Origin of the sequence: Marinifilum flexuosum, assembly GCF_003610555.1 — a bacterium.
Classification (GTDB): domain Bacteria; phylum Bacteroidota; class Bacteroidia; order Bacteroidales; family Marinifilaceae; genus Marinifilum; species Marinifilum flexuosum.
The window spans coordinates 314,284-327,784 of the sequence record NZ_RAPQ01000008.1; the positions used below are offsets into that span (position 1 = coordinate 314,284).

The 13,501-nt window shown below is 36.4% G+C and carries 11 protein-coding genes; 6 read left to right on the forward strand and 5 right to left on the reverse strand.

Translation table 11 applies throughout. The annotated features are described in order from the left end of the window. Positions 1–215: 215 nt before the first annotated feature. On the reverse strand, positions 216–1,850 hold the full coding sequence (locus tag BXY64_RS01380; RefSeq protein WP_120238200.1) for a dipeptidyl-peptidase 3 family protein: 1,635 nt from the start codon (positions 1,848–1,850) through the stop codon (positions 216–218). A 188-nt stretch (positions 1,851–2,038) separates the two neighbouring features. On the opposite strand from BXY64_RS01380, the gene BXY64_RS01385 reads away from it, so the two are divergent. Next, positions 2,039–3,232, forward strand: a complete 1,194-nt coding sequence (locus tag BXY64_RS01385; protein ID WP_120238201.1) for a C1 family peptidase — start codon at positions 2,039–2,041, stop codon at positions 3,230–3,232. A gap of 397 nt (positions 3,233–3,629) precedes the next feature. Here the strand turns inward: BXY64_RS01385 and BXY64_RS01390 are convergent, their stop codons facing one another. Next, positions 3,630–5,240: a SulP family inorganic anion transporter gene (locus BXY64_RS01390; protein ID WP_120238202.1), complete on the reverse strand. Its 1,611-nt coding sequence runs from the start codon at positions 5,238–5,240 to the stop codon at positions 3,630–3,632. 292 nt (positions 5,241–5,532) lie between these two features. Here BXY64_RS01390 and BXY64_RS01395 point away from each other — a divergent pair, with 292 nt between their 5' ends. After that, entirely contained in the window at positions 5,533–5,799 is a 267-nt protein-coding gene (locus tag BXY64_RS01395) for a hypothetical protein (RefSeq protein ID WP_120238203.1), read from the forward strand. On the opposite strand, the gene dxs is transcribed toward BXY64_RS01395, so the two are convergent. Continuing rightward, positions 5,796–7,709 carry a 1-deoxy-D-xylulose-5-phosphate synthase gene (dxs, locus tag BXY64_RS01400; RefSeq protein WP_120238204.1) on the reverse strand — a complete coding sequence of 638 codons (1,914 nt, stop codon included), beginning with the start codon at positions 7,707–7,709 and terminating at the stop codon, positions 5,796–5,798. The two genes, BXY64_RS01395 and dxs, sit on opposite strands and share 4 nt — an antisense overlap. Positions 7,710–8,023: 314 nt before the next feature. Here dxs and BXY64_RS01405 point away from each other — a divergent pair, with 314 nt between their 5' ends. The 4 genes from BXY64_RS01405 (at position 8,024) to BXY64_RS01420 (ending at position 11,787) form a co-directional block, all read left to right on the forward strand. Further along, on the forward strand, positions 8,024–9,034 hold the full coding sequence (locus BXY64_RS01405; RefSeq protein WP_120238205.1) for an OmpA family protein: 1,011 nt from the start codon (positions 8,024–8,026) through the stop codon (positions 9,032–9,034). Between the two features lie 71 nt (positions 9,035–9,105). After that, positions 9,106–9,894 carry a BtpA/SgcQ family protein gene (locus BXY64_RS01410; protein ID WP_120238206.1) on the forward strand — a complete coding sequence of 263 codons (789 nt, stop codon included), beginning with the start codon at positions 9,106–9,108 and terminating at the stop codon, positions 9,892–9,894. A 231-nt stretch (positions 9,895–10,125) separates the two neighbouring features. Continuing rightward, positions 10,126–10,500, forward strand: a complete 375-nt coding sequence (locus tag BXY64_RS01415) for a BlaI/MecI/CopY family transcriptional regulator (RefSeq protein WP_120238207.1) — start codon at positions 10,126–10,128, stop codon at positions 10,498–10,500. Positions 10,501–10,503: 3 nt separating this feature from the next. Beyond that, on the forward strand, positions 10,504–11,787 hold the full coding sequence (locus BXY64_RS01420) for a M56 family metallopeptidase (RefSeq protein ID WP_120238208.1): 1,284 nt from the start codon (positions 10,504–10,506) through the stop codon (positions 11,785–11,787). A gap of 40 nt (positions 11,788–11,827) precedes the next feature. Here the strand turns inward: BXY64_RS01420 and frr are convergent, their stop codons facing one another. Next, positions 11,828–12,391: a ribosome recycling factor gene (frr, locus tag BXY64_RS01425; protein WP_120238209.1), complete on the reverse strand. Its 564-nt coding sequence runs from the start codon at positions 12,389–12,391 to the stop codon at positions 11,828–11,830. A 221-nt stretch (positions 12,392–12,612) separates the two neighbouring features. Next, the gene (pyrH, locus tag BXY64_RS01430) at positions 12,613–13,323 is read right to left on the reverse strand and encodes a UMP kinase (RefSeq protein WP_120238210.1); all 711 of its coding nucleotides are present in this window, start codon (positions 13,321–13,323) and stop codon (positions 12,613–12,615) included. Positions 13,324–13,501: the final 178 nt, after the last annotated feature.

Sequence of the window (13,501 nt, forward strand, 5' to 3'; positions counted from 1 at the left end):
TTTTATACAAAACAACACATCAAATTAATTGAATGTTTGGAAAGATACTAAGCTTAATGATGTTTTACAATGTTATAAAATACCCATTTTTTGATCCAGTTCAGGAAATGACTAATTCTAAAAAAATAAAAGGCTGACCCTTATTAAAGAATCAGCCTTTATATCTTATTATGAGTAATCAATTATTCATTACCAATTACTCATTATTAATTGAATTATAGTCCAAGAACTTTTACTCCTTGCTTGAACACTACATCTTTTGGTATACCAGCATTGTTCACTCGATCAAGATCTTTTTGTAAATCTTCACGAATAAAACCTCTTTCAGCAATCATTTGTTTTGCTAATTCGTAGTTACCATCACCCTGAACAATTAGGATTTGTCTTCCTAACTCGTTCATAGCAGCTTTCATTTTTTCGAAATCTACTTTGTAAGTTCCGGTTTCAGGATTTCTTGCGAAAGCACCTTGCTCTTCGAAGAAATAGAAACGCATCATGTTTGCTTTACCATGAGCACTTGCAGCACCAAAGCGAACCGAACGGAAGATACCAGCCATGAAAGTAACATAGTTATCCATTAGCTTGCTCTTGTCCATTTCGCCCCACTCTGCCATTTGAGTAATCATGTATAAACCTAAAATGTCAGCTTTACCTTCTTCGATAGAAGTGTAAGTATCTTTAAGAGCCTTACGAACACTTACCTTATCTTTTAAAGTGTAGTTGATTCCTAAACCATGAGCTACTTCGTGAAACATTACATTTTCGAAGAATGCATCGAAAGTAACGTTCTTGCGCTGGCTTTCGTCAATCAATAAATCTGAAATAGGAAGTAAGATTTTGTCGAACTTTGCTTTCATTGCATTTTTCAACTGAAGCTTTCTACTACCTTTTGCAGCGTGTACACGAGGATCGTTTGGTAGGTTAATTGCGATGTTTTTGCTACCTGCATTACAATCCCCAGCGTAGTAAATTACATCGTAAGCATTCATGTCTGCATTTGCATTTGCTTTTTCAGCTTTGTATTCAGCAGGAACAGGAAGACCTTCTTGCAAGCGTGGCAATAATGAAGCAAACTTTGATAGTTTTTCACTCCAAACTTTGTCTTTAACCAAAATCTGACCTGAGTGAGAAGCTTTGTATCCGTAAAGAGCATCTTCGTAGGTTTCGATAGGACCAACTACAAAATCGATAGTATTCGATTTCATATCCATCCAAGCCAAATCAGAAGCCAAATAGTCATCAGTTAAAAGAGCTTCAGCACGAAGTTCTAAGTATTTCTTCAAACCTGCATCTTCAGCCAATTCAGCAGCTTTTTTTAACAAGGCAGATGCTTTTTTGATTTCTTCTGGATATACTTCATGGTATGGAGCAACTCTTAATGTGCCATCTTCATCACGAACGATTTTAGTATACCAGTCAGTTTTCATTTCATCCTCGATCGCATCGAACTCTTCGGCAGTCATATCTTTCGGATAAAAGTTTGCACCTTTTGGCTTAGCATCAAATCCTTCCAGGAAAGGTTTGTTGTCATCTAATCTGTCCCAGGCACCATAGTTAATTTTTGAGTAGGCAACAGCAGCAGGGTTGGTTAACATCGAAAGGAATTCTTCTTTATCACCGATAGCATCTTTCCAGAATAATTCTTCCATGATATCAGCAACTTCGATTAAAATAGGAAGCATTTGTTTTTCCTTTTCTGTCAGAATACTTAAGTCAGTAGTAAGCTCAAATTCAGCATACTGATCAACTAGCTCTTGAGGAACTATGGTATCATTCTTTTTTTGTTGGTTACAAGCTGCAAAACCAATAATTAGGCCTAACAACAAAGTAACAGATGCGAGTTTTTTCATTTTTGCAATGATATTAGTTAGAAAATGTTGTTTATGATATTTAAAATCAGGGCAAAAGTTGTTTGATTATTTTTACCTTGCATGATCTTTCAAAACATTCAAAAGTACAAGCAAAGAATTGCATTATCAAGATTTATGCATGGAAAGCTAACAGTTTTGATTTTTTATAAACAACAAATAAAATAACCATGAATTTAAGATTCGTTTTATCGGCTTTACTGGCAGTAGCCTTAATATTGCCTGTAAGCGCAAAAAAGAAAAAAGAAGAAAAGAAATCTTACCAATTTACCATTGAAAAGCAGTTGGATGCTACCTCGGTAAAAGATCAGCACAGATCGGGAACTTGTTGGTCATTTGCAACTGTATCATTCATCGAATCGGAATTGTTGAGAATGGGCAAAGGGGAGTTTGACTTATCAGAAATGTTCATTGTGAACAGAAACTATCACCTTAGGGCAAAAGATTACGTTCGTTTCCATGGAAAGAAAAGCTTTTCTGCAGGAGCCGAAGGTTGGGATGCCATGAATGTGGTGAAAAAGTTTGGAATGATTCCGCAGGAAGCTTATTCAGGAAATACATTTGATGAAACTTTGCCTGTTCATGGAGAAATGGATGCTGTTTTAAAGGCCTATGTAGATGCAGTGGTGAAAAACAGAAACAAAAAATTGACTCCTGTTTGGATGAAGGGATTCGATGGAATTCTAGATGCTTACCTGGGAGAGATTCCGGAAACCTTCAGCTATAAAGGAAAGGAATACAGTCCAAAATTGTTTGGTGAAGAATTGGGTATTAATCCGGATGATTACATCACCATTACATCCTACAATCATCATCCTTTTTATGAATCATTCATTTTCGAAGGTCCGGATAACTGGTCGCTGGGAGAGGTTTACAACCTGCCAATGGATGAAATGATGCAATGTGTTGATCATGCCATTGAAAATGGATTCAGCATTGCCTGGGGGAGTGATGTAAGTGAAAAGGGATTTGCTTTTAGAAAAGGAGTTGCAGTTGTAACTGATACGGAAGTAAAAAACATGGCTGATTCGGAAATTTCGAAATGGCAAAACATGAGTCGCGATCAGAAAGCTGATTATGGTACCGAGTACCCTGTAAAAGAAAAAACAATAAGCCAGGAAATGCGCCAAATGGCTTTCGATAACTATCAGTCAACCGAAGATCATTTGATGCATATGACGGGTATTGCAAAAGATCAGAATGGCACAAAGTATTATTTAATCAAGAACTCTTGGGGAACCGATTTGAATAATTACGAAGGTTATTTCTATGCATCGAAAGCATTTGTGCAATATAAAACTGTGGGGTTAATGATGCACAAGGATGCAATTCCGGCAGATATTAAAAAGAAATTGGGATTGTAAGAATTACGAATTACGATATAAATGCGCTTCATTTTGGAGCGCATTTTTTAGTTGAATGGATAAATCAAGCTTCAGATTGATGTTTTGCATGGTAGAATCGATAAATCAGGAGGTAGAATTGATTCCGCAAGCTCAAAATCGATATATTCATTGGTAGAATCGACAAATCTGCCGTTCGGATCAATACTTTACGCTTCGATTGGATTCCGCAGGTGGTTTTATGGTGCCGCAGTCGGTTTTATGCCCCCGCAAGTGGTAAAATTGATGTTTTATACGAGTACTTTCATTCAATTAGTTCTTCGCATCATTCTAAAAAAAACACCTCCTCCCAGCGTGGGAAGGAGGTGAAAAAAAAAGTCTGAGGAAAAGACTTCCTCAAACAGATATCTTGAAGTTATTATTCAATTTTCGCTTTATCGGTTACAACATAGTAACGAGGATCATCGATATCCCTAATAATTACAGTTCTAAAATGATCATCAGCACGATTCAGCAAGTTAATACAGTCTTCACTCAAGTGCTTCAACTTGATTGTTTTTCCTGCATCTTCGTACTTCTTCACCAAATTGCCAATGGCTTCAATTCCCGAGTGATCAGAAACTCTTGATTCAATAAAATCAATTTCTACAGATTCAGGATCGTTTGCAATATCAAACTTGTTCATAAAGGTAGTAATTGATCCGAAAAACAGAGGTCCCCAAATCTCATAAACTTTGGTGCCATCTTCTTTTATCGATTTACGAGCACGAATTCTTCTTGCATTCTCCCAAGAGAAAACCAGTGCACTAACAATAACACCTACAAGAACTGCAATCGCCAAATCGAAAATAACGGTTAAACCAGATACCAAAATCAATACAAAAGCATCTGATTTTGGGATTTTATTTAGAATACGGAAGCTCGACCATGCAAAGGTTCCGATCACTACCATAAACATTACACCAACCAATGCTGCAATAGGTACCATTTCGATATATGGAGCAGCAAATAGGATAAATGCCAATAAAGTAACCGCAGCAATAATTCCTGATAATCTTCCTCGACCACCAGATTTTACGTTGATTAATGACTGTCCGATCATTGCACAACCACCCATTCCACCGAAAAATCCGGTAACGATATTGGCAGCACCCTGGGCCATACACTCACGGTTACCATTACCACGACTGTTGGTAATTTCATCTAATAGGTTCAGAGTCATCAAGGATTCGATCAAACCAATTGCAGCCAAAATAGAGGCGTAAGGCAATACAAATTTGATGGTTTCCCATGTGAAAGGAACCATGGTAAATAGTTGCGACTGGAATGTTGGCAAACCACCTTCCAAACCGGAACCTCCACCATCTCTAATAAATGATCCAACGGTGCTAACATCTAATCCTCCAAAAATAACAATGGCCGAAACCACTACAATACCGGTTAAGGCTGCTGGAATTTTAGAGGTTAGTTTTGGTAGAAAGAACATGATGGCCATGGTTAAAATAACCAATCCAATCATGGTGTAAAGTTCTGCTCCGTGCAACCATACAGCTTCTCCTGCTATTTTTTCGGTAAACATTCCCAATTGAGAAAGGAAAATTACAATTGCCAATCCGTTTACGAATCCCATCATAACAGGATGAGGAATCAAACGAACGAATTTACCAAATTTGAACACTCCTGCTAAAAACTGAATGATACCTGTAAGAACAATTGTAGCGAACAAGTAATTCAGTCCCATATTTTCTACAGGAGTAGCCATAGCCATTCCCATTTCGTTTCCTTCTTTTACAAGGCTAACCAATACCACAGCCATTGCTCCAGTAGCACCGGAAATCATACCTGGACGACCGCCAAATACTGAAGTAATTAGTCCGATCATAAAGGCGGCGTATAAACCCACCAAAGGATCAACACCAGCTACAAATGCAAATGCAACAGCTTCTGGAACCAAAGCAAGCGCAACGGTTAAACCGGATAAAATATCATCTTTAGAATTCTTAGCTTTCTTTTTGAAAAAATCTACCATGTTTTAAAACCTAAAATTTTGATTAAGGGCGCAAAAATAGGCTTTTGGTTTGAACTGGCATGCACTTTATATCAATAAATTGTAAATATTTTGAGCGAAAACGATATAAAACCAATTGGCAATTAAGAATTAACAAATATCCACTCTAAATTTGCATAAAGCGAGATAAAATATTTTTTTCTGCTATTTCTAATTTCCTTAAATTGATATCAGCAAAACAATCCTGATTTATACACTCTTACCCGAAAGGGATTACATGATTTGGTTTGATAAAAATGATTATCAGTAAGAGATGAAAAGAGTAATTAAGGACTATAAAAGTATTGGAATGGATTTGTTGCAATTGTTGATCAAATCTTTTCCGGATGGAATCTACGAAGATGATTTAATAAAAATCACAAAGCCTAATGGTAAGAAAATAAATGTAATTGAATTACGTACTGAAGATACTGTATATTTAATTAAAATGGATAAGGAAATGCAATCGCAAATGGATTCCTTTACAGGCGATTTTGAAGGCTTGGATCCTTATTCGGATGGATACAGAGATGGGGTTTAGCTTGTATGTTTTGCTAACACTTTATTTACAGTAGCTATAATTCCTTCTTTGTCGTAACCACATTCTTTGTAGAGTTCTTGCTGGGTTCCTTGCTCAACCCATTTGTCAGGAACTCCAAGGCGGGTTATTCTGCTTTGATATCCATTATCACTCATAAACTCTAAAACTGCTGATCCCAAACCACCAACTATACAACCATCTTCAAGAGTAATTATATTATTGTGTTTCGAGAAAACTTCATGTAGCAATTCTTCATCAAGAGGTTTCAAATATCTCATGTCGTAATGAGCGATAGAAATACCTTCTTTTTCCAATTCTTCAATGGCATCTATTGCCTCTGTTCCGATAGCTCCGATCGATAGAATGGCTAAATCGTCACCATCTTTTAGTTTTTGACCTTTCCCAACAGGAAGAATTTCAAATTCCTGTTTCCAATCAATAATTCTTCCTCTTCCACGAGGATAACGAATAGAAAATGCTCCCATATTTTCCTGCTGAGCGGTAAACATGAGATTACGCAACTCTATTTCGTTTAATGGAGCTGCTATGGTTAGGTTTGGAACACAACGCATAAAAGCAAGATCGTAAACACCATGGTGAGTTGCACCATCGGCACCAACCAATCCACCTCTATCCAAACAGAAAACAACATTTACACCTTGTAAGGCTACATCATGAATTACCTGGTCGTAGGCACGTTGCATAAATGATGAGTAGATGGCACAAAACGGAATTTTTCCTTGAGCAGCCAATCCGCCTGAGAATGTAACGGCATGTTGTTCTGCAATACCAACGTCAAAGGCTCTTTCGGGCATTGCTTCCATCAGTTTGTTCATTGAACTGCCAGTTGGCATTGCAGGAGTAATCCCTACAATCTTGTCATTCATTTTGGCAAGATCAACCAATGTTTCCCCAAACACATCCTGAAATTTTGGAGCTTGTGGTCCGTTGTCTTTCGATTGAATTATTTCCCCGGTTTCCTTATCGAATTTACCAGGAGCATGCCAATAGGTTTGATCGATTTCGGCTTGCTTAAATCCTTTGCCTTTTTTTGTAATACAGTGTAGTATTTTTGGTCCGGGAATTTTTTGCAGATCACTCAGTACTTTAACCATGTGATTTACATCATGACCATCAACCGGACCGAAATATCTAAAGTTAAGCGCTTCAAAAAGATTACTTTGCTTTAATAAAATGGTTTTTACACCATTTTCTACCTTTTGAAACAACTTTTGAGTGTTTGGATTGATTCTGTTGAATTTTCCAAGAAGTCTCCATACATCGTTTTTAACCTTGTTGTAAGTTTGCGATGTGGTAATATCCAGAAGGTAATTGTTCAATCCACCCGTATTAGGATCTATGGCCATATTGTTATCATTCAGGATAACCAATAAATCGGCATTATTACCGGCCGCATTGTTTAAACCTTCGAAAGCCAAACCTGCCGTCATCGAACCATCACCAATTACAGCAACAGTTTTTCTATCGGTTTCACCATTTAATTGGGCGGCTACAGCCATTCCTAATGCTGCAGAGATAGAAGTAGAAGAGTGACCTACAGTGAAAGAGTCGTATTCGCTTTCTTGTCTGTTTGGAAATCCACTGATTCCTTTGAACTGACGATTGGTATGGAAAACATCTTTTCGTCCTGTAAGGATTTTGTGTCCGTAAGCCTGATGGCCAACGTCCCAAACCAAGTTGTCGTATGGAGTATTCAAGACATAATGAAGGGCAACAGTAAGTTCAACAACTCCCAGACTAGCACCAAAGTGCCCTGGGTTATTTGATACCTGTTCAATAATTTCCTGTCGCAATTCAGAACATACCTGAATCAAATCATCTTCAGAAATCTTTTTAAGATCTTCCGGATAATTAATCTGATCCAATAATTTTTTATCTGCTTGCGCCATGTACGAAATTCCTCCTTATACCGTTAAAAATATTGCACGAAGATAATAAATAATTAACAAGTAATGTTGCAGTGTTATTCGTATATAAAACGCTGTATTCATATATTTGTTTAGGTAATACCAAATTAACTAAAGACTAAGCAATAAAATTATTTCTTTTGCACTTCTGTGTCATTAAAAAAAGCTGCGTCGTAAGTCTGCTATGCCTTACTTTTTTATCTTGCACAAGGACAAAATATTCTAATTTTAAAAAGCTTATCTTTTAATGAAATTGATATAAGCGAGTTCTATTACTAATAAAAGTATGATTTAAAATGATTAAAAAAATAAGCCCATCAATAATCGCTTTGTTATTAGCGGTAAGTCTTTTTTCATGTGTTCCGACAAGACAATATCAAGAACTTCAGAATAAACAGGCCAACTGTTTAGACGAACTTGAAATGCAGAAAGAAAAAAATCTTGAATTGAGTGAGAGTAATAACGAGCTGAAAGGAAAATATGATGTTTTAAAAGGAAAGTTTGATAATATTCTTTCTGATACCATTGCTTTATCCAGAAGATTACAATCAGCAAGAGAAAGGTTAAGTCGTGTAGAAAAAAGCAATCGAGATTTGATGGATCAATTGGCAGGTATGCAGGCTGGAAATGCAAGAGAAACAAAAGCTTTGCTCGAACAAATCCGTAAAGCTCAAAACGATTTACAACTGCGGGAAGATGAGGTTTTGGCTCTTGAAAAGCAAATGGATGCCCGAAAGAGAAAGTTGGATGCATTGCAGGCAGAATTGGGAAAAAGAGATCAAAGACTTAGAGAACTCGAATCGGCCCTAAGAAGGAAAGATGAGGCAGTAAAAGCTCTGAAAGATAAAGTGATGAGTGCATTAACCGGTTTTGAAGGAAATGGTTTATCAATCAGTACCAGGAATGGAAAGGTGTATGTTTCTATGGATGAGAAATTGTTGTTTAGATCTGGTTCTTATACTGTCGATCAGCGAGGAGTGCAGGCATTGGGTCAATTGGCAAAAGTATTGGCTCAAAATAAGGATATCAATGTGATGATTGAAGGGCATACCGACAATGTTCCTTATAACGGAAGCGGTGTTTTAAAGGACAACTGGGATTTAAGTGTTAAAAGAGCAACTTCAATTGTAAGAATCATTATTAAGAATAAAGGAGTAGCTCCAAATCGATTAACTGTTGCAGGCCGTAGTAAATATGTTCCGGTTGAAACCAATTCAAGTTCGGCAGGACGAAGCAAAAATCGTAGAACAGAAATCATTTTAACTCCTAAGTTGGATGAGTTGTTTAAAATTTTGGAGAGTAATTAGGTTTTGGAGAGACGCACGGCTGTGCGTCTGTACGATTAAATTATTGTATGCTTGAGTGAAAAATTAAAGTTATGAAGTTGGAAAAATCTATCATCGGCATGGTACATGTGCAAGCCTTGCCAGGAACCCCCAATAATAAGCACAGTATCGAAGAAATTTGTGAAATTGCAGTACAGGAAGCCAAGACTTATGAAGAAGCTGGCCTGGATGCCATCATGATTGAGAACATGCATGATGTTCCTTACCTAAAAGGAGCAGTTGGACCAGAAATTACTGCAAGCATGGCGGTAGTGGCAAGAGCCATTCGGGAAGTGGTTAATTTACCTTTGGGCATACAAATATTGGCCGGAGCCAATAAAGAAGCTTTAGCCGTGGCCAAGGCTGCAAATTTTCAGTTTATACGAGCAGAAGGTTTTGTATTCGGACATGTAGCGGATGAGGGTTATATAGATTCCTGCGCTGGTGAGCTATTGAGATACCGCAAGGTAATAGGTGCCGAAGATGTGAAGATCTTTACCGATATAAAAAAGAAACACAGTTCGCATGCACTTACTGCCGATGTTGACATTGATGAAACCGCAAAAGCTGCTGAATTTTTCTTGAGTGATGGACTAATTGTTACAGGGGCGTCAACAGGAAAAGCAGTTTATCTTCATGAGTTAAAAAGTTTGAAAGATAAGGTTCAAATTCCGGTATTAATAGGATCGGGGATTACTGCCGAAAACCTCGAGGAATATTGGAATTATGCTTCCGGATTTATTGTTGGTTCACATTTTAAAGAAAATGGTTTTTGGAAGAATCCAATATCGAAAGATCGGTTAAAGGTATTTATGGAAAAAGTGAAGCAGCTTAAAAAGTAGACTTTCAAAAATTAATAATAGAATTGTAAAAGTCTAAGAGATAAGATCTCTTGGGCTTTTTTTTGTATGTACAAGCTAATATTTAAAGCGATCTTATACAATCTAAACTAGAAAATCCGTTCTTTAACGAGAAAAATAGTTAAGGAACGAGAAAAGTAGTTGTTAAAACGAAAAAAATAGTTATATTTGAATTGTCAACATTATTCATGGTATATAAAAAGGGTAATTTAAATGCATACAAAACGATTAACAAAACGGGAAGAAGATGTAATGAAGATATTGTGGAATGCAGGTAAGGGTTTTGTAAAAGACTTGCTAAAACAGCATTCGGAACCTAAACCACACTACAATACTTTTAGTACAATTATTCGCGGATTAGAGGAAAAAGGCTTTGTATCTCACAATTCCTATGGTAATACACATGAATATTATCCGCTTATAACTAGAGAGGAGTATCGGAAGCTATTCATTAAAAATGTAGTATCGGATTATTTTGAATCTTCCTATAAAAGTGTGGTTTCATTTTTTGTGAAGGAAGAAAAACTAAATGTTGATGATCTTAAGGAACTCATTGATCTGATTGAAAAAAAAGAAGAAAAGGAGTAAGCTATGGTCGAAATGTTTTGGGAATATCAAATTAAAGGAGGAATTGTACTGGCAGTATCAGTTCTTTTGTATGTGCTCGTATTATCAAATGATAGCTTTTTTAAGCGCAACAGGTTATGGCTGGTTGGTAGCCTTTTATTACCATGGATAGTGCCATTAATTACCATGCCTGTTTGGTTGGAAAAGATGTTGTTTACTGATATGGGTGCTACTGTACCTTTACATACTTTTGTATCGGTCGGTCAAATGAATATGGATACAGTTCAGGCAACGAATTATTTTTCTTTTTCGATAGAGTTTTTGGGCATTGTGCTGTATGGGCTGATTAGTGTTGTATTCTTGGTCAGGCTTTTTTACGGCTATGCTTCTATTTTAAGTTTAAAAAAGAGTGCAGAATGTAAATCCTATAAAGGATTTTCGCTAGCAGTTCTGCCAGACTCAAAGCTTGGGCCATTTTCTTTTTTCAGAACCATTTTTATTCCTAAAGAATTGGAAAAAAGCCGAGAGAGTAGACTTATTTTGGAACATGAAAAAGCACATTGTGCCGGATGGCACTCTATCGATCTTACTTTAGTTGAATGTATGCTAATCTTTCAATGGTGGAATCCTTTTGCATGGTGGTTACGAAATTTAATTGCCAATAATCATGAATTTTGTGTTGACAACATCATGCTAAAGAATCTGTCAGATCCGAAAGATTATCAATACTCCTTACTCAATCTTATACGTGGGCAAGGACAAAATCATTTGGTTAACAATTACAATCAAAGTCTTACTAAAAAAAGAATAATCATGATGAACAAATCAGATAAAAATAGAACGATACATAGATTAAAAGGATTACTCTTATTGCCTATATTGACTTTTAGCCTGTTGGCATTTACCAACCCTAATCAGGCTGATGAAGTAAAGGTGGAAAAGAAATCAGAACAGACAATCGCAAACACTTTAGATTTACAGAAATACATTGCCCGAAATGTGAAGTATCCTGTAATCGCCCAAGAGAATTATACACAAGCTGATGTAATTGCCCATGTTACTATTGATAAAAATGGTAAAGTAAAAGGTGTAAAAATTGCTCAAAAAAGGCAGTCCAATTTGGTTAAAATTGATGAGGTTGTAATTACTGCCTATAAAACTGCTGGAGGAAATCAGGATAATACCCAGGCAGGCATAAAGAGTTTGGAAAAAGAGACAACGCGTATTTTAAAATCCTTACCACGATTGAGTAATCAGGCTTGGGTAGGGCAGAAGCTTGAATTTAAGCTTAAATTTAAATTGCAATAAAAGATAAAAAGAAAGCTGCCAAATGGCAGCTTTCTTTTTATTATATGGTCATTATATCTTTCTCTTTTTCTGCAAGCATAGCGTCAATCTTTTTACCGAAATTATCGGTCATGTTTTGCACTTCTGCTTCAGCATCTTTTTCAAGATCTTCTGATAATCCTTCTTTAATCAATTTTTTCAACTCTACGTTGGTATCTCTACGAGCGTTACGAATACTCACTTTGGCATTTTCACACTCTGCTTTCGATTGTTTTACCAAGTCGCCACGACGTTCCTCAGTTAAAGCAGGAATATTAATACGGATAATTTCACCGTTGTTATCAGGGTTGAAACCTAAGTTTGCATTCATAATTGCTTTTTCGATAGGAGAAATCATGGTTTTTTCCCAAGGTTGAACAGCAATTGTTCTAGGATCAGGAACACTTACGTTAGCAACCTGAGCTAAAGGAGTCATGCTTCCATAGTAATCAACCATAACACCATTTAACATGCTAGGACTAGCTTTTCCTGCACGAATTTTAAGTAATTCTTTTTCAAGATGGTCTACTGCAGATTCCATCTTTTCCTTTGCATCATCCAGATACATTTGAACTTCTTCGGTCATAGGAGAAAGATTTTAATTGTAATTATTGATCAATGTATGTGTTTACAAAAATAATAAAATTTAGCTTCTAGCTGTTGGCTATTGTCTTTTAGCTTCTTGTCTTTCTAGTATTAAGACTGCTTATGTAATGGAGCAATCTTAAAAGTCCTCCTTCAAATATCACTAATAAAGATAACATTTTTTCTTAAAGCTAACAGTTAAAGGCTAATAACAAGAAACTTTTAGTTGTGTACTACAGTTCCAATGTTCTCTCCTTCAATCACTTTTTTCAAGTTTCCTTTGGTGTCCATATCGAACACTACAATGTTCAAATCGTTTTCTTTGCACATGGTTGTAGCAGTAAGGTCCATAATACGAAGATTGCGATTGTAAATTTCGTCGAAAGTAATATTTTCAAATTTAGTTGCCGATGGATCTTTTTCAGGATCTGCAGTGTAAATACCGTCAACGCGAGTACCTTTTAGCATTGCATCAGCTTCAATTTCGATACCTCTTAATGAAGATCCGGTATCGGTGGTAAAGTAAGGGTTACCTGTTCCTGCAGAGAAAATGGTAACATAGCCATCGTTTAGGTAATCAACGGCTTTTTGCTTTGAATAAAACTCACCAATTGGTTCCATTCTAATGGCTGTGAGTACTCTTGATTTGCACCCGATTGCATCCAGGGAAGAGTTTAGAGCTAAACTATTAATAACGGTTGCCATCATTCCCATTTGGTCTCCTTTAACGCGATCGAAACCTTTGGCCGCGCCGCTTAAACCACGGAAAATATTTCCACCGCCAATAACAATTCCTACTTGAACGCCAAGTTCGGTGATTTCCTTAATTTGTTCTGCATAATCGTTCAAACGTTGTGAATCGATACCATATTGTTGTTCACCCATTAATGATTCGCCACTTAGCTTTAAAAGTACTCGTTTGTATTTTGCCATAATTTTATCAGCTGTAAGCTAAAAGCATAAAGCTAAAAGCTTGAGGTTTATTTTTTAGCTACCGTCTTTAAGTAATTTACTTCAAGCGGTTTGTTGTGATTCTAAAGATAAATAAATTAGATATTTAAAAGATGTCAGCTAAAATCTTTTTGCTAATATCTTTTAATAGTATACAAAA

Coding starts and splice junctions, on each gene's coding strand:
- BXY64_RS01415 (WP_120238207.1), top strand. CDS start 10,126: ATGCATACAAAACGATTAACAAAACGGGAAGAAGATGTAATGAAGATA.
- dxs (WP_120238204.1), bottom strand. CDS start 7,709: ATGGCGCAAGCAGATAAAAAATTATTGGATCAGATTAATTATCCGGAA.
- BXY64_RS01390 (WP_120238202.1), bottom strand. CDS start 5,240: ATGGTAGATTTTTTCAAAAAGAAAGCTAAGAATTCTAAAGATGATATT.
- BXY64_RS01395 (WP_120238203.1), top strand. CDS start 5,533: ATGAAAAGAGTAATTAAGGACTATAAAAGTATTGGAATGGATTTGTTG.
- BXY64_RS01410 (WP_120238206.1), top strand. CDS start 9,106: ATGAAGTTGGAAAAATCTATCATCGGCATGGTACATGTGCAAGCCTTG.
- frr (WP_120238209.1), bottom strand. CDS start 12,391: ATGACCGAAGAAGTTCAAATGTATCTGGATGATGCAAAGGAAAAGATG.
- BXY64_RS01405 (WP_120238205.1), top strand. CDS start 8,024: ATGATTAAAAAAATAAGCCCATCAATAATCGCTTTGTTATTAGCGGTA.
- BXY64_RS01380 (WP_120238200.1), bottom strand. CDS start 1,850: ATGAAAAAACTCGCATCTGTTACTTTGTTGTTAGGCCTAATTATTGGT.
- pyrH (WP_120238210.1), bottom strand. CDS start 13,323: ATGGCAAAATACAAACGAGTACTTTTAAAGCTAAGTGGCGAATCATTA.
- BXY64_RS01385 (WP_120238201.1), top strand. CDS start 2,039: ATGAATTTAAGATTCGTTTTATCGGCTTTACTGGCAGTAGCCTTAATA.
- BXY64_RS01420 (WP_120238208.1), top strand. CDS start 10,504: ATGGTCGAAATGTTTTGGGAATATCAAATTAAAGGAGGAATTGTACTG.